Source organism: Leucobacter sp. MMO-125 (assembly GCF_037148395.1).
In the GTDB taxonomy this organism is placed as follows: Bacteria; Actinomycetota; Actinomycetes; order Actinomycetales; family Microbacteriaceae; genus Leucobacter.
This window is the reverse complement of the sequence record NZ_JBBCTL010000002.1, coordinates 541749-560559: the sequence shown is the minus strand read 5'-3', so window position 1 is coordinate 560559 and position 18811 is coordinate 541749. Positions and strand designations below refer to the sequence as shown.

The following is an 18811-nucleotide window of genomic DNA, read 5'->3' as shown; positions in this document are numbered from 1 at the left end:
AGCATACGAGACTGGGTCCTTGACCGGGCAGGAGCAGGCATGCGGGATAATCTTCTGGAGGCCGGGCCAATGACGTCCTAACTGTCAACGACTCTGTCTCGACTACATAGTGAGAAAGGGACATTGACATGGCACAAAGTTACGTTCAGAAGAACGCCAGCTGCTGAGGCCTCCGTAGACGCTCAGATGGCTGAATCAGTACCGGATCTGGCTGCTCTCTATCTTCAAAATAGAGAAGCCATGTACAGGGTCGCTGCATCGGTATTGCGCGGAGCCGGTCGTGTGGCAGAAGCGGCAGACGTGGTGCAGGACGCAATCGTCTCGATCATGAACTCTCCGCCGTCAGGAGTGCGCAACTGGGAAGCTTTCCTGGTCACGGCTGCAAAACGAAAAGCACTGGACTTCCTGAAGTCAGCGCTTGTGGCGCATGCCGGGCCAGGGTTAGACGATGACGACGAAGGAGAACTCTCCTTCGCCCACCCTGCAGTAGACGTTGAAGAAGAGGTCCAGGAACTCCTCGAGAACGAGAGAAGAGCTGCAGTCTTGCGGGATTGCTTACGGATCTTGGACGACCGCCACCGACGAGTGGTCTGGGATATCCAGGTCAGAGGGCGTTCCAGAGGTGAAGTAGCTGAAGAGCTGGGAGTTACGCCTCCCAGGGTCAGCCAGATGATGACGAAGGCCCTTGCCCAACTTCGCGATGAACTATATAAGCAGGAAGGAGTGGAACTATGAATAACGAAGAGCGCGACGAAGTCCTCATGCGGCTCATTGAGCAGCCTGATTCTCGTGAAGAGATCCTGAAGAGTTGTGATTCCGATGCTGACCGAGAAGAGATTCTTCGACTCCTGCAGGTTGCAGATTTGACCTGGCTCTCAGCGCAGGAAGCTCCTGCGCTGGAAGCCGATCCTGTCGCCGCGATGCTGGGCCTGGTTCCTGAGAGCGATTGCCGGTTGGATCCCGCCGCCTTGTCCCGAGCGCGGAAGAATGCGCGGATGAGTGTTAGCCAGATAGCCGAGCGCTTGAGGCAGCGCGGGTGGGAGTTTAAGACCAGTGACGTCTTCAGATGGGAAACTCGTATCGCAGCGGATGTTCCGCCAGCAGTGATCCAAGCACTGTCTGAAATCTTAGAGACCGTGACCGAGAAACTTATCTCTGTTCAAGCCGCCGAGGAAGTCTCAGCAGATCTCCGGTCAGTTCGAGAGTCCTCATTGTTCGCAGATCTCGTGGCTCGCTGGTCGCAAGCTGTGCACGTTTCTCGATCGGTGGCGGCTGCAATGCTCGAAAGTAGAATGCTCACTACCGTCCACCGCGGTGACCAGCCCGACGCCGAACAGCTTCTGAGATCTCTAGAGACGCTGGTGACCTCAGTGGAGACCCGGGCGGAAAATGAGTAGTTCCATGAATTTAGGCAACTGCGTGAAGACTGCTCTTTCGTTCCTGCCGGCTGAGGCCAAGGTCAGGTTCAGCAGAGAACCGAAGGCGGTACTCAGCGAAGAACTCGGACTGGTTGTCACGCCGGTAGACCACCTCACGGAACAGCGCAATGATGGCGGAGCCTGCGACGGCATGTCCTTTCTAGAGGACGGAGTCATTCTCTATGCGCCCACGCCAAACAGTCGACGGGAGAATTTCACTCTCGCGCACGAGCTCGGACATTGGCTTGTCGATCAGGCATCTGAATGTTACGACTGGCTCGCCGACCTCGACGACCCGGGCCGCATGCTTGAAACGGTGTGTGATCATATTGCTCAAGAACTACTTCTCACAGACGAAGCGGTAACGCAGGCCATCGGCGGTGGTCCGCCGGTCGCGCAGAATCTACTTGATCTCTATGCCGCTACCCACGCCAGTCGGCCAGTGTGCGCCATTGCCCTGGCGCGGCACCTGCCGGGTCTTGGAGCGGTCACGATCATCAACCGCAAGGACCGCACCGTGGCGCACGCGAGCGTGAACCCGGACCCGGAAAGAGGGTGGCCCCAGGTCTTTCCGTGGCGAGGGCAGCAAGTGCCCGCAGGGCATTCACTTCTGGCTCTGCCGATCGGACAGAGGATGACAAGGCGCCTTTCCTGGCGGACTCCGTGGGGTACACAGGAGGACTATTTCGTGGACGCAGTCGCAGAGGGCAACTGGATTCATGTCCTGTTCAGCGGCTTTGATCTCTGGAACATCGAATCATTTCAGGTGCCTATCGAGCGAGACTTTGATACCCGACCAAAAATCTGGGGTTACTGCTGCGGACGAAAATTCGAAACACGGGGATATCCCTGCCCAAACTGCCGCAAGCCCTACTGCCCGAGCTGCAAGAACTGCCCATGTGATCGAGCATCTGCCGCGGCGATTGTCTGCACAAATTGTTTCATCGAGCGCCAAGCACATCTCGTCACGGACGGGGTCTGCCTCGATTGCAGATCCTGACGCTAACTCTTCCGTCTCCTATCTCGACTACTTAGTAGAGGGTCCTCCAAACCGAGAACTTAGACCCTCGGGATGGAGGTGAAGGAACATGGCGAAGAACACGGGACGCGGGCACCGCGTTGGCGCGGTGAAGAACCGCAGCGAGTTCAAGCACGCGAACACCTGGTTCAAGCGCGACACCAAGACGGGTCGCATCCTGAACGGAAGCTCGAACCAGCACAAGGGGGTCCGAAACGAAAAGTAGACCCATTGGAGAGGGGCTAACCGCCCGAGCGGCGCCCCTCTCCAGACCAATTTCATACAATCCAACTTTCTCAACGAAGGACGCAAAATGGCAGTGCACTGGGTCAACTACGACCTCAACAAAGCAGGACAGAACTACGACGGGCTCATCACCTATCTGAAATCTCACCAGGGGTGGGCTAAGCCGCATCAGAGCAGCTTTTTCGTGAAGACCACGCTGACCGCCTCTCAGCTCCGAGATGGCATCAAGGAACACATCGACAGCAACGACACCGTCGTCGTGGTCACCGTCACAGGCGCGTCCTGGGCAACGACGGGGGTCTCAGCAAAGATCAACGAATGGCTCAAGAAGAACCTCTAGGCAAGTGGTCCATAGCGGATCCTGAGACAATGGCAAGACGCGGTTATCCCGACGGAACAGCACAAGGGAAGTGAGACACGAATGCCACTACCTCAGCTGGACGGGCGGCAACACGAAGTGGTCTACCTCGCAGCATCAGGCCACAGCCTGATACACGGCACCGCTGGCTCTGGAAAGACCGTCATGGCGATCCTCCGTAGCGCCGCACTTGCCGCAGTTACGACTAAGAACTTTGGCCCTACACTGCTGCTCACCCATGACAACTCGTTGGTCAAGTATCTGAGATACATGGCAGAAGGCGAGGCTGCTGGCGTCGTCATCGAGACCTACCACAAGTTTGCCAGAGGGTACTTGAACAACCGCGGGCGCATGAGTCACAATTGCATCTCCGACGACATGGAGCACGATCTGCGCGTCGCAATCAGTCTCGTTCGCCAGCGCTACAAGCCCCACACGTTCTTCGAACGCCCCGTCGAGTTCTTCCTCGATGAAATTAAGTGGATCTGCGGGATGGGAATAGGTGACGAGCAGTCATATCTCGCCGTTGAACGCGCGGGACGCAAAGAAGCTCTCGTTCCCAGCCTTCGGAAGGTTATGTGGCAAATCCATCAGGAGACGCTAAATCAGCTCTCTGCGTCGGGAAAACGCTATTACTGGGAGAACCTCGCCACAGCTGTGCTTGCTGCGCTCGCAGAAGATAGCACTCCCCGCAGATATCGCCACATAGTAATCGACGAAGCACAGGACTTCTCGCCCGAGATCGTACGGTCTCTGGCGGCCGCGATTCAGCCAGGCGGCTCGCTCACTGTCTTTATGGATGAGTCCCAGCAGGTCTACGGCCAACGAACCACATGGCGCACCTGGGGTCTCAGCGTCAAGCCTGCACAAGTACATCGGTTCACCGACAACTACCGGAATACCGCCGAGATCGCGCGAATCGCGCTTGCAATGGCTGAAATGCCGCATTTCAAGGACACTCCCGACATAGTGATGCCCATTACTCCCCGAAGAGCTGCAGGGGCCCTGCCCACTCTTTACGTCGCAAAATCCCTGGAGAACGAAACCGCAACGGTCGTTCAGAGAGCTTCGTCGCTGGGACGAACGGCGAGAGTGGCAGTACTCGTTCGCAAAAGCTCGACCGTGAGAAGCCTACTTGGACTGCTTCCGGGGGCAATCAAGATTGACCGCAATATGCGGCGTTGGGATGACGAGCCGGGAATCTACGTCGGGACTTTCCACGCCGCAAAGGGCCTGGAGTTCGAGATCGTAATCGTCCCGTTTGCCAATGCAGATAGCATGCCCCGGCAAGATGTAGTGACTGCATTCGGCTCAGTTGAGGCCCAAGGGCGCGAGTCGAGGCTTCTCTATGTCGGGGTGACACGGGCTCGAACCGAGCTCCTTGTGACATGCACCGGTTCGCCGACACAGCTCCTTCCTGCGCCCGAAAGCGGCCTGTGGCAGGTTGAGGTGAAGCAATGAACCTGAACATGGAAGTCATCGAAGAAATCGAGAAACGTGGCATCTCCCACATAGTGCATTTCACTCAATCTCGAAACTTCAAGAGCATTCTCAACGACGGAGAGCTCCGGTCCGTTGCGAGCCTGGCTGATGACAAATTCAAGTCCTACTCGGAGTCTGACTCTATCCGCGCAGATGGGCATCCTGACAAATTGAGCGTAAGCATTCAGTACCCAAACGCCTACTACCTCAACAAAGCACGCCCCCGGGCCGAAGGCTTTGAAGACTGGATCATGCTCGTGCTGGAACCCCAGGTGCTGGCATTTGAAGGGACTCTATTTTGTCCCTACAACGCAGCAAAATCCGGGGTGCCTCGTCAACCTGGCGGAGAAGGACTCAAGGCCTGCTATGCGCAGTCAATTGATAGCGGCGGGCCTCGGGCATTCTGCCGGGGCGTTCAGCATGACCCCCGCTGCCCAACCGATCTTCAGGCTGAAGCTCTAGTCCCTGCGCCAATTCCAATCGAATACATAAAAGGCGTTGTCGTACCAAGTGATGAAGATGCGCTCCAGGAGCAGGGGAGGTTGCGACTGCTTCATGCTGACCCTGATCAACTACGGTGGTATGTGGCACCTGGCATGTTCGACGTAGGGACAGTCCGCCTCGCAGCCCAGAACGGCCGCCGCATCACCGGCAAGGAGTACATAAGGGGAGGTCTCGCATGATCCAAGAGAACAGGCTTGACCGGGCCGAAGGGATCTTCCTCGCCAGTGCCGCTGGTGATGCTCTGGGGTGGCCACAGGAGCTCCGAGGGGGACATATCGGAGGGAAACAAGCACGGCGGTCGCGTCGGCCAGCCCCTCGCTACGACTCTTGGATTCGCAGAGGGGGAAGCCGGTTTGGCGGCTACTACTCTGATCGTGTTGAAGCCGGTGAGTACAGTGATGACACTCAGCTGATCTGTGCTCTCGCCCGCTCCTACCTCACGGGAAGTGAGTGGTTGGAGTGGTTCGTGGAAGTCGAACTCCCCACGTGGCTTCTGTACCAGCGCGGTGGAGGCCGAGCCGTGCTCGCAGCAGCAAGAAGCTGGAGCGAGCACCGGCCCCCGTGGCATGCTACTGACACCAAACGCTCAAGCGATCAGACTCGACGCTATCGAGAAGCTGGGGGCAACGGTGCAGCTATGCGCGTAGCTCCTCATGTTCTAGCGACTGAGACCCGCGAGGAACTCCTGAGAAATGTACTCTTTGATGCTGCAACCACTCACGGGCACCCGCGGGCTCACATCGGCGCGCTCATCTATGCGGCCGCGCTACGAGAAGCATTCAACGCACGCGAAACAGTCGAGTACGGACAGCTGATCCGGGCAGCACGCGAAGGAATTCTGAGCCCTTCTCTGGCGGGCGATCTGCTCAGCAATTTCATGCTTGAAGCGCGAAGCCGGGAGGGTTTCGAGCAGGAGTGGGAGAGGGCTGCCCACGAGACGATGGTGATGCTCGATTTCGTTGAGGATGCCATTCATAGAAGCTCGATGGCTGACGACGATTTCATTCTGGATCAATTGGGCATTGCCGGGCCGGAAGGCGGCTCGGGCACAAAGACAGCGGTGGCCGCGATCTACTTGGCTAGCCGCGGAGCCGCGCGACCTCTGAGCGGACTGCTTTCGGCTGCATTCTTGGATGAATCTGATACCGATACCGTCGGCGCGATGGTCGGCGGGTTACTAGGTGCAATTCACGGAACAGCCTGGCTAAGAGAACTGCAGCTAGTACAAGACTCCGACTATTTACGGAAGCTAGCTCGGGGTCTCCTGAAGCGTGAATCGCAATTTGTCCTGTGGGCTGACAGAAGCTCAACGCGCGATTCCCAGCGCCTCCGAGATGACATACTGAACATCAAGGCAGGGCAAGCGACCTCTTTCCCGGACGGTCGCCTGTTCGTCGTTGACGGACGGATAACGCTGGATCCTGGTGACGTGGTTAGGAGCCGCCTCCTGTTCGAAGACGGGCAGTCCATGTACATCGATCAGAAACTGCCTCGCGAAACGAGAAGAGAGGTGGCTCCGAGCAAGAAGAGCGCGGTCTTGCCACAGTCTGAAGTGAGAGTGCGGCTGCTCGTTCAAGACCTCGTCACAACGGTGCGGTACTACACAATTCTTCTTGGGCGTGAAGTCCCTGTCCAGGAAGGGGAGGCTCTCATCTCTCCGCAGCTCTCCTTCCGGGAGGGCGCTCAACCCATTACTACCGAAGGCCAGGAAGTTGATCTCGCGATTGAGCTGTCTGGTCGGGCTATCGAACAGCTGGATCTCGAGCCAGATGCAGATTCTGGTCCAGAGTGGTTTATGGGTGTAGATCCTGATGGCCGCAGAATACGGATACGTCGGCGCAAGGAAGTGCGTTGAGGTAAGAAGCAACCCCTGTACCGACTCTCCTTGGATCTGCTCTAACGTGGCGGAGTAGTTGATCTGCGTACCGACGAGAGGAAGCGTCTGCAGGTAGCTTTCACGAAGTCCGATAGTGAATATATGAACGCAACCGTGTACCTCAGGCCCGCTGGCGGCGCCAGGTGCCTATAGAGGTGAAAATGATCCAGCTACCTGTACCTGTGCAAGTCGGTTCGCGGCCTGCAGCCGAGTGGAGCGAGATTGAGGCTAAGCAACGTGAATTGGGTGACAGCGCTGCACCATACCTGAGAGAGCAGCGTCGCCCGAGGATCGCAGAGACTCAACTTGACTGGGCAACCTTCGGTCTCGAACCTCGATGGATCGGGCATGATACGGCGGACTGCTCTGCAGCTCTGCAGCCGAGCATATTTCACAATCAGGGAGCGGACGAGTTCTATCGTTTCAGAGATGGTGCGGCGAGCCGGAATGAGACGGCTCTCGTTGTAAGTCAGGTCGAAAGCGCTAGGCAAAAGAAGAATGCCTACGATTCTCTCTTCGGCCCGAGCGACTCTATCCATCTGGGCAGGTATGAATCTTCCATCCATGCGAAGCCGCTCGGTATTGGGGCGAAGATCAGTATGTCTCCTAATCTCAGCGACTGTGACCATCAGCTCGCGCTCCGGCTGCTGAGCCTCCGGCCCGCGCCCGAATGGCACAGTCTTGCCCTGGTCGGAGGAACGATTCAAAGAGACGGGATGCGTCTAGATATCCCGCCCCAGGGAGATCTTCTAACTGTCATTGAAACAGGGCTCGGCGAGCCAGTTGTCGCTGCCTGGCTTTCGCCAGATCAGGTTGAGCGGCGTTACATCCTTCCTGCTGAGACTCCCTGGAGACCTGTGCTTGCCTGGCTTGTTGAGCAGGCTCTGCCTGAACTCGTGCCCGGCGCGATGCAGCGTGCTCGCCGCAACCTTGCAACGGCACCAGATCTAATTACCCTTCGAGAGAAAGAGATCCGCCGGTCGCTCGAAGATCTTAAGGAGGAATACCGGGAGCGTAAGAGCAGATTGGAAGTCACTCTTGAGGCTGCAGAAGCTGCGGCTGGCCCTGTCAGAGAAGGTCTCCTTTACGGCACTGGAGATCAGCTCGCAGGTGCGGTACGAACCGTGTTCGAGTTTGCAGGCATCACAGTCACTGATGTTGATGAATTGCTCGGAGATACCAAGAACGCTGATTTCCTGTGCACCTACGATGGGCGTTCGCGCTTGGTAGAAGTCAAGTCAGCAACTGGAAACCCATCAGAACGCATCTATGAGGATCTCCTCCGCCACATGCGAGAATGGCCGTTCCTCGCGGACGCAACGCCGATTGACGGTGGAGCGCTGGTTGTAAATCATCAGTTGCGCACTGCGCCTAGCCAGCGCAGCCCTACGCCGTTTACGCGCAAGGAGTTCTTGCTCGCTCAGAACGAACCGATCATCACGAGCTTCGATCTCCTTAGCCGGTGGCGCAACGAAGACTGGCCTGGAATCAGAACACTGCTATTCGGCGCCTGCCAGGAGGATGAATCCAATGAGAATTTCTCACCCCAGATCCAGCAGGCTTCCTCTGTGAGCGATTGGCGTCGATTCTGGAGACGAAAGTAGGCCCTTCGTTATCTAGTAGCGGCCAGAGAGGCGACTTGGACAATTCCAAGCCTGGGCCGCCTTGAGCCACGCCGAGAACATGGTGGGCCACTCCAGCGGGCAACCTTCTGCAAAGCACACAGCAGCCGGAGGGCGCGAGTAGAGTCTTTTAGAGATTGAGTCTCCGGAGGACTTGTCTCAGCTAACGTCTAGTGAATGAGCTCCTAGGGGAAGGAAACCATGAAAGAATCGGCTGCCGACAAAGTAGATTTTGTGACAGGGGTAGCTGCTCAGGCTGCCTTGAGTGCCATCCCCGTGGTTGGTGGACCGCTTTCGGTTATCCTTGCCGGTTCAATTGAGGCGGCAGGTCACAAACGCAATGCACGTATCCTTCGTGAACTCTCTGAAGAACTTGCGCGACTCCGGGATCATTTGCCTAGCATCGATCTGGACGAGTTCGTGCAGTCGGAACAATTTATCGCAAACCTAACGATGGTTGTTCGGGCGATTCAAGAGACCTCGAACGAGGAACTCATTGCGAGCTTGAAGCAAGCATTGCTGTCCGGGGTGAATCCGCAGAACAGAGATTACGCGGAGGTCTACACCAAGTCGCTTGTTCGCATGAGTAATATGCAGACCGAGGTCCTTTCGGCCATATATAAAGACGCCGACCGGAGACCGCATTGGATCGAAGGGGGGACTCTGGCCGTGCGCAACAAGCTCAGCGCGAGAGGGATCCAGCGGCCACTTGGCTTTATTGAGCAGATTTGCGGTCAGCTCGCGTCGGAGGGTTACCTGCAACTCGGTGAGCCGGAGAAGTCAGACGAAGGCAATGGTGACTCGGCGCTGGATATCAAATGCACCGTATCCGGAATGAAGTTCTATGAGTTCATTACCTCGGGCTAGAGTGGAACGCTTAGCCGAATACACGCATTTGACAGTCCTCCAAATCGAATAATCTCTCGACGCACCCTGGGTGATCGGCGAGCTTTGAAACGGCTTGAGGATGTAAGTGATCCCCGGCGTTGGTGATGTTGTGACTAGTGGGCCAATCTAGTGGCCAACGTCCTGCAAAGCATGCAAAACATGACTCGCTCTGCAATGCATGGAACACCAAAACCCCGGTTAAGTGGGGGAAAGTGGCCGATCCGTCTGCCTGGGGGTCAAGGGGTCGCAGGTTCAAATCCTGTCAGCCCGACAGTGCAGCACTGATGAGAACTAATTTCTGATCAGGGCTTCGTTGATTCCAAACCTGTCGGCACCGCAACTGGCGCCGCCAACATTCGGCGGAAGGCGTCGATTTGGGCGCTGAAGGGAAGCGTGACATCGCGTAGCGTCCCGTGTCGCGGCGTCCGTTGTCGATCACCACGTCGGAGCGATCGCCCGGCGAGTGGTGGGGCGTGGCATCGACGGGGGCGGGGCTCCCTCGGCCGATCCGTCGTGGGACGAGGGTTTCCGGATCCTGCAGCTCACGGCATAGCCGATCATGGTGTCTAACTGGAGTGGCAAAGTGGCAGTTCATGCATGGTCCGACGTTCCCCGCGGTGCTGCCGATGCCCGGCTGTGTGGACGCCGCGCTCCTGCGCGCTGGCTTCGGCGATCAGGCGCGTCTCGCCTGCAGCCTCATCGGCCTGTTCGTGGGTGGAGGCGATGCGGCTGCTGCACAGTACGAGGTCGCTTCGTCGTGGATGCCGCCATCGCAGGCCCTGCCATTCAGCTGACGGCGCCTGGACTCAAGACGGCAACGGAGCGGACGGGCAGTTCCCGAAGGATGCCCGGCCCGCTCCGTCGGCGGATAGCGGCGATCAGCCGATCGCGACTGCCAGCTCGTTCGGCGTGTGGTCGAGCTCGACCGAGGCGATGACCTCACCTGTGGTCAGGTCGACCGCGTGCACGCTGTTCGCGGCGGGCTCGGTCACGTAGGCGATGTCGCCGACGATCTTGATCGCGGGGTGGGCGTCCTGCCACTCGGCCGGTCCCTCCCACGGGGCGATGACCGGGTGCGAATCGGTCAGCTTGCCGGTCTCGGGGTCGAGCACGTGGATCTGTCCGTCGGTCGACAGGATGTACGCGAGGTCGCCGGGGCCTCGGGCGATGTCACGGAACGTGTACCGCACCTCGGCGGGGAGCTCCACGACCTCCAGGGTCTCGGCAGCAGTGTCGATGAGCGTCACCGCCTTCAGCAGGTAGCCCTCTGCGTCGGGGTCGTTCTTGTAGTCGCCGACGACGATCGGGCTGGTCTCCGAGACGAAGGCGTTGCCCATGCGTCCGTAGCTGTCCGGTGCCGTGAGCTTCGTGAATGCCTCGTCCTTGAACAGCAGGGCGCCGTTCTCGCAGCCGAAGATCACGGCCTCGTCGGCTGCCGTTCCTTCGCCGTGGATCCCGGGGCATTCGGCGCTAGCCGTGACCTCATGCCAGTGGTCGTCGTGCGCGTGCAGCGCCTTGGCGCCGGTGCGAGCGGTCTCATCGCCGACGGTGGTGATCAGCGAGCCGTCCTCCAGCACGATCGAGACCCCGTGGTGCGGTGCGTCGGCGGTGTAGGTCGTGGTCTCAGGCACCGAGTCGTAGCCGTCGGCGAAACCGTTGCTCGGCACGATCGTGGTGATGCCTGTGCCGTCGTCGAACAGCACCGTGTTCTCGCCGTGGATGACGACGTGGCCGGGAGCGGTCCCCTTGAACAGCGCGTCGGTGAGAGCGGGCTCGGCGGTGTCGAGCATCTGGAAGCCCTCGGAGGTCGTGACCGCGATCGTGCGACCGTCGCCGAAGGCATTGAGTCGCGTGAACTCCTCGGTCTCGAACTCGCCGACGACCTCGAGCGTCTCCGGGTCGAGCACGGCGACCCCGCCGGGGTACGAGATCGCGACCCGTCCCGTCTGGGTTGCCGCAGCCGGCGACTCCTCATTGGCCGGCGCGGAGCTCCCGGCGCCGCCTGCGCAGGCGGTGGCGAGCAGCGAGACGCCTGCCAGCGCCGCTACAGCGGCACTCATCCTCATGTGTCGCTTCATCTGTGTTTCCTCTCGTGTCGGGCCCCGATCGGGGTCCTGTCATGGGTTGAGTCCGTCGGTGATGCGCTTCGTATTGGCGCGCATCATCGTCAGGTAGGTGTCCGCGCCCCCGCCCGATTCGGTGAGGGACTCGGTGAACAGCTCGACGACATCGACCTCCATTCCGGCCTCGGAGGCCAGCACCTGGATGAGTCGGTCGGGCTGCGACGACTCGGCGAAGATCGTGCGGACCCCCGCCTCGTCGATCGCGTCGGTGAGATCGCGCAGGTCGGCGGCGCTCGGCGCTGCGAGCGTCGTGCCGCCGGGGATGACGGCACCGACGAGCCGGAAGTCGAAGCGGTCGGCGAGGTAGCCGAAGACATGGTGATTCGTCACGAGAGCCCGCCGATCCGCGGGGATCTCGGCTAAGGCCGTGGACATCTCCTCGTCGAGCTCGGCGAGGTCGTCGCGGTAGACGTCGACGTTGTTGCGGATCTGCTCGACGTCGATCCCCTCGACGTCCGTGAGGGCGTCTTCGAGAGCGTTGACCACGTCGACTACACGAGCGGGATCCGTCCAGAAGTGCGGATCGTCGGCGCCCGCGGCATCCTCCGAGGAGTAGGGGAGCACGTCGATCATGTCACCGGCGACGAGAGTCGGCACGCCGGCAGCAGCCGCACGATCGATGTGCTGCTGCAGGCCCTCCTCGAGTCCGAGGCCGTTCGTGACGAGCAGGTCGGCGGAGTCCATCCGCGCTGCCTCCTGCGCGGATATCGCGAACGAGTGCGGATCGGCGTTCGGTTTCATGAGGGTAGTGACCTCCGCGGCGTCGCCGACAATGTGCTCGACGACATCGCCGAGGATGTTCGTCGTGACGACGACCTGCGGTCGGTCCGAGCCCGCCGCAGCGGAGCAGCCGGTGACGCCGACGCCGATCAGGGCGGTCGCGGCCAGCAGAGCGCCCGTGCGCAGCATCCTCATCGTCCGACCTCGGTGACGAACGTCGGAGCCGTTGGCGTCTCGAGCGAGCGTGAGATCCGGGCGCCGTCGGCGTAGTCGATCTCGTGCACGACTCCCGCCGTCGGGTCGCTGACGTATGCGCGCTGCTCATCGACGACGAGCGATGACGCTCTGCCGCCGTCGGCGAGCACCGGCTCGGTGGCGCCCACCACCGCTCCGCCTTCGGCGAGATGCACGACGATTCGGCCGTCGACGTCGATCGCGACGACGTGGCCCTCGGCGTCGTCCACCGCGACCACGCGCGTGAGCGGGCGCTCGGTCGGCACCAGCGTCCACGTGCGCTCGCGCGAATCCAGCAGCCAGAATCCGAAGGCGCCGGCCACGGATGCGACGGTCGGACGGCCCTTGCGCCCGTCGAACGAGAGTGCGCGGTCGGATGCGCCCGCCGGGAACGCGATGCGCTCGGTGACGAGCTCGCCGTCGTGCCAGGTGGCGAGCACCGCGCCATCGGCGCATCCGACGACGAGCCCCACCTTGGTCGTGATCGCACCTGCAGGATCGATGCACTCGACCGGAGTGCTGGCTGGATCACCGGCGCGATCGCGATACACGAGCTCATCGCCGTCAGTGACGAGCGCACCATCTCCGACCGGAGCGACGAGTCCGGCATCCGCACCCGTGTCGATGCGGAACAGCTCGTCGATCCGCCCCTCGGAGAGCGCCTTGTTGTCGAGCAGGACGGCTTCGCCGGAGCCGCCGAAGAACACGCCCGTGGTTCCGGAAGTCGACAGCGCGCCGGACGTGACGGCCACCGGGCCGTCGCCCGTCACTGTGCCGAGCATGCTGGGCTCGGCGAGGTAGTAGTGGAAGTGGTCTCCGTGGTCCCAGCTCCACCGGCCCGAGTCGATGATCTCCAAGCCTTCGTCCGTGGTGGCGAATCCGTAGCGTCCGTCGCTCGTGAATGCTGACGGCGCAGGGGCGGCGCCGAGGCCAACGGTCTCTTCGCTGAGCAGATCGAGCACCGCGGCGTTGCCCTCGGCGTCGATCGAGAGCAGTCCGAGCGGCGGCTCGGCGACCTCTGCCGCACCGGCGATCTGGCCGTGACCGTCACCGGACTCCAGAAGCGTCGATGGTGCGGTGTCCGGTGCGGGGGTGCAGGCGCTGAGCGCGGCGATCGTCAGGATCGCGGGGAGGAAGAGCAGGGTTCGGGAGATCATCGGTTCCTTTCGGGGAGCGCGACGAGGGCCGGCTCGGTGGAGTCGACGTCGCGGAAGTCGGTGGAGCGGCCGACGGGGTGGCGTCGCCGGGCGGTGCGGGTGACCACGGAGCGGGTGGCCGCGGAGGCACCCGCGAGTAGGGCGCTCGCCGCCGCAATCGAAGCGCCGGCGGCCGTGGCGAAGTGCCACGACACCAGCAGGCCGAGCAGCACAGCCGCCGCGCCGAGGACGGTGGCTGCGACCATGGTGGTGGCGATGCGTGTGGTCCATGCGCGGGCTGCGACGGCGGGGGCCAGCAGTAGACCCACGACCAGGAGGGTTCCAACCGCCTGGAACGACGCCACGACGGCGAGCGTCACGAGAGCGACGAGCGCTACGTGCGCGAGTTGGGGGCGGAGACCGAGCGTGCGGGCGATACGCGTGTCGAAGGCGGTGGCCACGAACGATCGATGGAAGACGGCCGACATGCCGATCGTGACGACCGCGGCGATCGCCAGGACCGCGATGCTGTCGGGGCGGATGGCGAGGATGTCGCCGAAGAGCAGAGCAGTGGCGTCGGTGGCGAAGCTGCGCGAGTGGGAGACGATGATCACGCCGAGTGAGAGCATCGCGACGAAGAGCAGGCCGATGCTCGTGTCGTAAGAGAGTCGGCCGCGACGCTGCAGCAGACCGATCGCCGCGCTCATCGCTGCGGCGCTCAGTGCGGCTCCGAGTAGCACAGGCGCGCCGAGCACGGTGGCGAGCGCGACGCCGGGCAGCATCCCATGGCCGATCGCCTCACCGAGGAACGCAATGCCGCGGATCACGACCCAGGTGCCGACCACGCCGCATACGACGGCGACGAGCACGCCGCCGCTGAGGGCTCGGAGGAAGAACTCGACGGTGAACGGCTCGATGAGGGAGGGCACGAGAAGCGATCCTACATGAAAGTAAGAATCATTATCAATTAGCTAGAGTGGGCGCATGAAATCCTCTTCTGCACTGACCGCCCGAGGCATCTGCTTCGGCTACGCTGCCGACGACGTGCTGCACGCCGTCGATCTGGACCTGCGCTCCGGCGAGGTCGTCGCTCTGGCTGGTCACAACGGGTCCGGCAAATCGACCCTGATAGAGATCCTTGCCGGGGTGAGGGCGCCTCGCCGCGGCGGCGTGCGTCGCGTCGGAGATGTCGCGCTCGTCGTGCAGCGTCCCGCAGTACCCGACGCACTGCCCGTCACGGCGTCAGATGTGGTACGCATGGGGACCTGGAAGCGTGGCGCCAGGGCCTCCCGTGCCGGCGCGCGTCGAGCGGTCCTGCAGGCCCTCGAGCGCGTCGGCATGTCCGAGTTGTGCGACCGGCCGCTGGCCGAGCTGTCGGGTGGGCAGCGGCAGCGGGTCTTCCTCGCGCAGGGAATCGTGCGCGAGCCCGACATCTTGCTGCTGGACGAGGCGGCGGCGGGTCTCGACCGGGAGAGCGCGGCGCGCATGCAGCTGATCCTGCGCGAGGAGGCCGCGCGCGGCGTCGCCGTGTGCACCGTCACCCACGCCGCCGCCGCGGTCGCCGCGGCGGACCGTGTCGTCCGGTTGGAGCGCGGTCGCGTGGTCTAGGTGCGCTCGGTCTGGGTGGCAGTGACAGCGGCAGCAGCGCCGATGGGTGTGCGACCGCCATCGCTGCCGCGGTGTCCTGTGTGCTTTCCGGGTGGGAGAGTGCCGGGGTGCAGGGGACTTGACAAGCTGGATACCCCTGGGGGTATAGTTGGGGTAGTTGAAAATACTCCCCAGGGTATTGGGGCTTACGCGAAAGATGAGGAGCACGGTATGTGTCGAGCGACGAAGTGCCGCACCTGCGGAAAGACGACCTGGGCGGGCTGTGGTCAGCACGTGGCCATGGTGAAAGCGAGCGTGCCGGCGTCGGAGTGGTGCGGCGGCAAGCACTCGCAGGCGCAGATTGACGCGGCGAAGGCCGAGCGGGGAGGGTTCTTCTCCCGGCTCTTCGGGCGCTGAGCGACGAACAGGAACAGAGCCATGACGACGAAGAACCTGACTCGGGCCGACTTCGCTGAAACAGTTGCCTCGGGCATCGTGTTTGTTGACTTCTGGGCGGCGTGGTGCGGACCATGCCGGGCGTTCGCTCCCGTATTCGAGCAGGCCTCGGCGCAGCATCCGGACATCGTGTTCGCAAAAGTCGATACCGAGGCCGAGCAGCAGCTCGCCGCAGAGTTCCGCATCACGTCGATTCCGACGCTGATGGTGTTCCGTGACGGGATCATGGTCTACGCGCAACCAGGCGCCCTCCGCGCCCCGCAGCTCGATCAGCTCATCCAAGGCGCTCGCGATCTCGATATGGAAGACATCCGCAGGCAGCTCACCGAACGCAACGGTCAGCCCGCATCTTCAGCACCCACCCATCCACAGGCACATCGTTAGAGAGGACCCCACTATGTGCGCTCGAATCACCTGCTCGACTTGCGGAAAGCCCACCTGGGCCGGTTGCGGCCAGCACATCGACGAAGCCCTCGCAGGGGTTCCCGAAGCCGACCGCTGCAGCTGCCAGTGAAGCTGCTCCGTTTACGACATCGAAGGATCTGATCATGCTGTTGGAACGCATTTACGACGAGGATCTTGCGCAGGCGAGCTACTTCATCGGCTGCCAAGCGAGGGGCGAGGCAATTGTCGTCGACCCGCGCCGCGACCTCGACGTATACCTTGAGCTCGCTGCAAAGCACGCCATGAGCATTGTCGCTGTCACCGAGACACACATCCACGCCGACTACCTTTCGGGCACCCGCGAGCTCGCCGCGAGGACCGGCGCGCGGATGTACATATCCGACGAGGGCGGCCCGGACTGGACCTACGGTTCCGACTTCGACAGTGCAGTGCGGATGAAGCACGGCCACCGGATCAGGCTCGGCAACATCGTCCTTGAGGCGGTGCACACGCCTGGCCACACTCCCGAGCATATGTCCTTCCTCATCACGGACGGCGCGCAGACAGACGAACCGGGATTCATGCTCACCGGAGACTTCGTGTTCGTGGGTGATCTTGGCCGTCCCGACCTCCTCGACGAAGCCGCGGGCTTCATCGACACCCGCTTTCAAGGCGCGAAGGATCTCTTCACGAGCCTGCGCGACCGCTTCCTCACGCTGCCCGACTACGTGCAGGTGCTCCCGGCGCACGGCTCGGGCAGCGCCTGCGGCAAAGCGCTCGGCGCGACCCCCTCAACGACTGTCGGCTACGAACGCAATTTCTCCTGGTGGAGTCGGTACCTGAAGAACGATGATGAACAAGGCTTCATCGATGAGCTCCTCAGCGGGCAGCCCGATGCGCACGCCTACTTCGGGCGGATGAAAATGGAGAACAAGGTCGGGCCCGCAGTGATCGGTGAGCAGCCCGAGCTCGTCGAATACACAGCCGAGCAACTATCAGCGGAACTTGCCGCCGATACGGTCATCCTGGTCGATACCCGACATAACAGTGACGTGCACCGCGGCACTGTCGAGCGTTCGCTCAACATCCCCGGAGTCGACAAAGCTGCCAGCTACGGAGCTTGGGTGATTGACCCCTTGGTCGAGCAGCGTCCCCTGGTGCTTCTCGCCGCCGACCTTAATGAGGCCGAGGCGGTGCGGGATCACCTGGTTCGCGTCGGCATCGACACGGTGCGTGGGTACGTCACCTCGCTCAGCGGTCTCGATCTGGTGACTCCGAGGCTCGTGCAACCGGAGGAACTCGACAGTGTCGAGCGGGTCTTGCTGCTCGACGTGCGCAACAAGACCGAGTTTGCGGAGGGCCACCTGCCCGGTGCGCGGCAGCTCTCAGGTGGGCGCGTGATGTGGAACCTCGACCTGCTCCCCGACCCTGGAGCCGGCACGATCGTCACGTATTGCCAGAGCGGAGTGCGGAATAGCGTTGCGGCCAGCGCGCTGCGCCGCGCTGGCTACGATGTCGCCGAGCTCGATGGCAGCTACGCGGCCTGGAAGGCAGCAGGCAACGTGCCCGAGACGGGCGCACTGGCCACAGTCTGAGCGGTCTCACGGGAGACCGTATTTCCCCGCTCGGGGCCCCGCATGGAACTGACGCTCATCATTGCCCCGCTGCTTGCGGTGCTTGTCGGTTTCGTGCTGGGGCTCCTCTGCTCGCCATGGGTGCATTCGTCCTCACTCAGGAAGCCCCGAACCTCATGAAAGGCTTCGCGTGACCCGCACAACTCACCGCGCATCCGCAGCCGCTCGGCCGCGCATCGGCCGGATTGTCCCGGGCTACACCGTTCCGGTGATCAACGAACGTGAGGCAAGAGCCGCAGCAGGCCTCCTTTTCCTCCCCGGCATCGTGCTCTATCTCAATGCCGTTCACACGGGAAGCGCCGACCCGTTGAAGCCCTTCGGTGCGGTGTTCGTGCTCGACATGCTGATCCGCGTCCTCGCCGGCGACAGATTCGCGCCCTCCCTCGCCCTCGCACGCATGATTGTCGCCCGGCAGCAGCCCGAATGGGTCGGCGCATCCCAAAAGATGTTCGCATGGTGGCTTGGCTACAGCATGGGGCTCGCGGCCTGTCTCGCGACCGGCATTCTCCAGGCGCCGCTCTGGGTCACGCTCATCCTCTGCGGTGTGTGTCTTACCTTCCTCTTCTTGGAAACAGCGTTCGGCATCTGCGTAGGATGCCGACTTCAGTCCCTCTTCTCGCGCACCGCACCGCAGTACTGCGCAGGCGGCACCTGCGAGATGCCTGACTCCACTGTGCCCATGCCCGAACCCCCTACTCGCTCACAGATCACCCCTTCCCTAGATTGACAGGACCCACAATGCTTCGAACACTCACGAAAATCGCTCTTCCGGTAGCCGCTGGCGCGCTCGCGCTCGGCCTCGCAGCCTGCTCCAGTGCACCCGCCCCTGCGGGTGCCCCCGAGATCCCAGAGAATGCGGTTATTCTCGATGTGCGCACCCCCGCGGAGTACGCGACAGGGCACCTCGAAGGAGCGAAACTGCTTGACTTGAATGCTGGTGAAGTCGCGGAAGCCATCCCAGATCTCGACCCCAACGCGGCCTACCTCATTTATTGCCGATCCGGGAACCGTGCAGGCCAAGCGCTCACGCTCATGGAGCAGGCCGGATTCACCAGCCTCACCAACCTGGGTTCTCTTGAGCGAGCTGCGGATGCCACAGGAGTCAGCATCGTGCGGTAGTCACCG

General features: G+C 61.8%; 21 protein-coding genes. 17 read left to right on the top strand and 4 right to left on the bottom strand.

Going from position 1 to position 18811, the window contains the following annotated elements; genetic code table 11:
• Positions 1–186 precede the first annotated feature (186 nt).
• The 11 genes from WFI54_RS07275 to WFI54_RS07225 all read left to right on the top strand — a co-directional run bounded on the left by WFI54_RS07275 (position 187) and on the right by WFI54_RS07225 (position 10206).
• Positions 187–735 (top strand): sigma-70 family RNA polymerase sigma factor, encoded by a 549-nt coding sequence (locus WFI54_RS07275; RefSeq protein WP_336652123.1) that lies wholly within the window; start codon positions 187–189, stop codon positions 733–735.
• Positions 732–1397 (top strand): hypothetical protein, encoded by a 666-nt coding sequence (locus WFI54_RS07270; RefSeq protein WP_336652122.1) that lies wholly within the window; start codon positions 732–734, stop codon positions 1395–1397. The genes WFI54_RS07275 and WFI54_RS07270 overlap by 4 nt, the downstream gene beginning before the upstream one ends.
• The gene (locus WFI54_RS07265) at positions 1390–2418 is read left to right on the top strand and encodes an ImmA/IrrE family metallo-endopeptidase (RefSeq protein ID WP_336652121.1); all 1029 of its coding nucleotides are present in this window, start codon (positions 1390–1392) and stop codon (positions 2416–2418) included. The genes WFI54_RS07270 and WFI54_RS07265 overlap by 8 nt, the downstream gene beginning before the upstream one ends.
• A gap of 88 nt (positions 2419–2506) precedes the next feature.
• On the top strand, positions 2507–2662 hold the full coding sequence (locus WFI54_RS07260) for a hypothetical protein (protein ID WP_336652120.1): 156 nt from the start codon (positions 2507–2509) through the stop codon (positions 2660–2662).
• Between the two features lie 87 nt (positions 2663–2749).
• Positions 2750–3022, top strand: coding sequence for a hypothetical protein (locus WFI54_RS07255; protein WP_336652119.1), 273 nt, complete (start codon positions 2750–2752; stop codon positions 3020–3022).
• A gap of 117 nt (positions 3023–3139) precedes the next feature.
• Positions 3140–4501, top strand: a complete 1362-nt coding sequence (locus tag WFI54_RS07250; RefSeq protein WP_336652118.1) for a 3'-5' exonuclease — start codon at positions 3140–3142, stop codon at positions 4499–4501.
• Positions 4498–5205: a DarT ssDNA thymidine ADP-ribosyltransferase family protein gene (locus WFI54_RS07245; RefSeq protein ID WP_336652117.1), complete on the top strand. Its 708-nt coding sequence runs from the start codon at positions 4498–4500 to the stop codon at positions 5203–5205. Before WFI54_RS07250 ends, WFI54_RS07245 begins: the two co-directional genes overlap by 4 nt.
• A complete protein-coding gene (locus WFI54_RS07240; protein WP_336652116.1) occupies positions 5202–6881 on the top strand; it encodes an ADP-ribosylglycohydrolase family protein in 1680 nt (559 codons plus the stop codon). The genes WFI54_RS07245 and WFI54_RS07240 overlap by 4 nt, the downstream gene beginning before the upstream one ends.
• Before the next feature lie 182 nt (positions 6882–7063).
• Positions 7064–8506, top strand: coding sequence for a hypothetical protein (locus WFI54_RS07235; protein WP_336652115.1), 1443 nt, complete (start codon positions 7064–7066; stop codon positions 8504–8506).
• Positions 8507–8725: 219 nt separating this feature from the next.
• A complete protein-coding gene (locus WFI54_RS07230) occupies positions 8726–9391 on the top strand; it encodes a hypothetical protein (RefSeq protein WP_336652114.1) in 666 nt (221 codons plus the stop codon).
• 614 nt (positions 9392–10005) lie between these two features.
• Positions 10006–10206 carry a hypothetical protein gene (locus WFI54_RS07225; RefSeq protein WP_336652113.1) on the top strand — a complete coding sequence of 67 codons (201 nt, stop codon included), beginning with the start codon at positions 10006–10008 and terminating at the stop codon, positions 10204–10206.
• An 84-nt stretch (positions 10207–10290) separates the two neighbouring features.
• On the opposite strand, the gene aztD is transcribed toward WFI54_RS07225, so the two are convergent.
• Genes aztD through aztB form a run of 4 tightly spaced genes read right to left on the bottom strand, consistent with a single transcriptional unit; the run spans position 10291 to position 14554 of the window.
• Positions 10291–11490: a zinc metallochaperone AztD gene (gene aztD, locus WFI54_RS07220; RefSeq protein WP_336652112.1), complete on the bottom strand. Its 1200-nt coding sequence runs from the start codon at positions 11488–11490 to the stop codon at positions 10291–10293.
• 39 nt (positions 11491–11529) lie between these two features.
• Positions 11530–12441 (bottom strand): zinc ABC transporter substrate-binding protein AztC, encoded by a 912-nt coding sequence (aztC, locus tag WFI54_RS07215; protein WP_442918650.1) that lies wholly within the window; start codon positions 12439–12441, stop codon positions 11530–11532.
• Between the two features lie 5 nt (positions 12442–12446).
• On the bottom strand, positions 12447–13646 hold the full coding sequence (locus tag WFI54_RS07210; RefSeq protein WP_336652110.1) for an ABC transporter: 1200 nt from the start codon (positions 13644–13646) through the stop codon (positions 12447–12449).
• A complete protein-coding gene (aztB, locus tag WFI54_RS07205; protein WP_336652109.1) occupies positions 13643–14554 on the bottom strand; it encodes a zinc ABC transporter permease AztB in 912 nt (303 codons plus the stop codon). Before aztB ends, WFI54_RS07210 begins: the two co-directional genes overlap by 4 nt.
• A 55-nt stretch (positions 14555–14609) precedes the next feature.
• On the opposite strand from aztB, the gene WFI54_RS07200 reads away from it, so the two are divergent.
• The 6 genes from WFI54_RS07200 to WFI54_RS07175 all read left to right on the top strand — a co-directional run bounded on the left by WFI54_RS07200 (position 14610) and on the right by WFI54_RS07175 (position 18805).
• Positions 14610–15233: a metal ABC transporter ATP-binding protein gene (locus WFI54_RS07200; protein ID WP_336652108.1), complete on the top strand. Its 624-nt coding sequence runs from the start codon at positions 14610–14612 to the stop codon at positions 15231–15233.
• A gap of 210 nt (positions 15234–15443) precedes the next feature.
• Complete coding sequence (locus WFI54_RS07195) at positions 15444–15629, top strand: hypothetical protein (RefSeq protein WP_336652107.1); 186 nt, start codon at positions 15444–15446, stop codon at positions 15627–15629.
• A gap of 21 nt (positions 15630–15650) precedes the next feature.
• Positions 15651–16052, top strand: a complete 402-nt coding sequence (gene trxA, locus WFI54_RS07190) for a thioredoxin (protein WP_336652106.1) — start codon at positions 15651–15653, stop codon at positions 16050–16052.
• Between the two features lie 164 nt (positions 16053–16216).
• Positions 16217–17647 carry an MBL fold metallo-hydrolase gene (locus WFI54_RS07185; RefSeq protein WP_336652105.1) on the top strand — a complete coding sequence of 477 codons (1431 nt, stop codon included), beginning with the start codon at positions 16217–16219 and terminating at the stop codon, positions 17645–17647.
• Positions 17648–17816: 169 nt separating this feature from the next.
• Positions 17817–18413, top strand: a complete 597-nt coding sequence (locus tag WFI54_RS07180) for a DUF4395 domain-containing protein (RefSeq protein WP_336652104.1) — start codon at positions 17817–17819, stop codon at positions 18411–18413.
• Positions 18414–18424: 11 nt separating this feature from the next.
• Positions 18425–18805 carry a rhodanese-like domain-containing protein gene (locus tag WFI54_RS07175; protein ID WP_336652103.1) on the top strand — a complete coding sequence of 127 codons (381 nt, stop codon included), beginning with the start codon at positions 18425–18427 and terminating at the stop codon, positions 18803–18805.
• The last annotated feature ends 6 nt before the right edge of the window (positions 18806–18811 follow it).

Bases quoted from the DNA above. Each gene is read 5' to 3' on its own strand.
- WFI54_RS07275 (WP_336652123.1), top strand. From the start codon at position 187: ATGGCTGAATCAGTACCGGATCTGGCTGCTCTCTATCTTCAAAATAGA.
- WFI54_RS07270 (WP_336652122.1), top strand. From the start codon at position 732: ATGAATAACGAAGAGCGCGACGAAGTCCTCATGCGGCTCATTGAGCAG.
- WFI54_RS07265 (WP_336652121.1), top strand. From the start codon at position 1,390: ATGAGTAGTTCCATGAATTTAGGCAACTGCGTGAAGACTGCTCTTTCG.
- WFI54_RS07260 (WP_336652120.1), top strand. From the start codon at position 2,507: ATGGCGAAGAACACGGGACGCGGGCACCGCGTTGGCGCGGTGAAGAAC.
- WFI54_RS07255 (WP_336652119.1), top strand. From the start codon at position 2,750: ATGGCAGTGCACTGGGTCAACTACGACCTCAACAAAGCAGGACAGAAC.
- WFI54_RS07245 (WP_336652117.1), top strand. From the start codon at position 4,498: ATGAACCTGAACATGGAAGTCATCGAAGAAATCGAGAAACGTGGCATC.
- WFI54_RS07240 (WP_336652116.1), top strand. From the start codon at position 5,202: ATGATCCAAGAGAACAGGCTTGACCGGGCCGAAGGGATCTTCCTCGCC.
- WFI54_RS07235 (WP_336652115.1), top strand. From the start codon at position 7,064: ATGATCCAGCTACCTGTACCTGTGCAAGTCGGTTCGCGGCCTGCAGCC.
- WFI54_RS07230 (WP_336652114.1), top strand. From the start codon at position 8,726: ATGAAAGAATCGGCTGCCGACAAAGTAGATTTTGTGACAGGGGTAGCT.
- WFI54_RS07225 (WP_336652113.1), top strand. From the start codon at position 10,006: ATGCATGGTCCGACGTTCCCCGCGGTGCTGCCGATGCCCGGCTGTGTG.
- aztD (WP_336652112.1), bottom strand. From the start codon at position 11,490: ATGAAGCGACACATGAGGATGAGTGCCGCTGTAGCGGCGCTGGCAGGC.
- WFI54_RS07210 (WP_336652110.1), bottom strand. From the start codon at position 13,646: ATGATCTCCCGAACCCTGCTCTTCCTCCCCGCGATCCTGACGATCGCC.
- WFI54_RS07200 (WP_336652108.1), top strand. From the start codon at position 14,610: ATGAAATCCTCTTCTGCACTGACCGCCCGAGGCATCTGCTTCGGCTAC.
- WFI54_RS07195 (WP_336652107.1), top strand. From the start codon at position 15,444: ATGTGTCGAGCGACGAAGTGCCGCACCTGCGGAAAGACGACCTGGGCG.
- trxA (WP_336652106.1), top strand. From the start codon at position 15,651: ATGACGACGAAGAACCTGACTCGGGCCGACTTCGCTGAAACAGTTGCC.
- WFI54_RS07185 (WP_336652105.1), top strand. From the start codon at position 16,217: ATGCTGTTGGAACGCATTTACGACGAGGATCTTGCGCAGGCGAGCTAC.
- WFI54_RS07175 (WP_336652103.1), top strand. From the start codon at position 18,425: ATGCTTCGAACACTCACGAAAATCGCTCTTCCGGTAGCCGCTGGCGCG.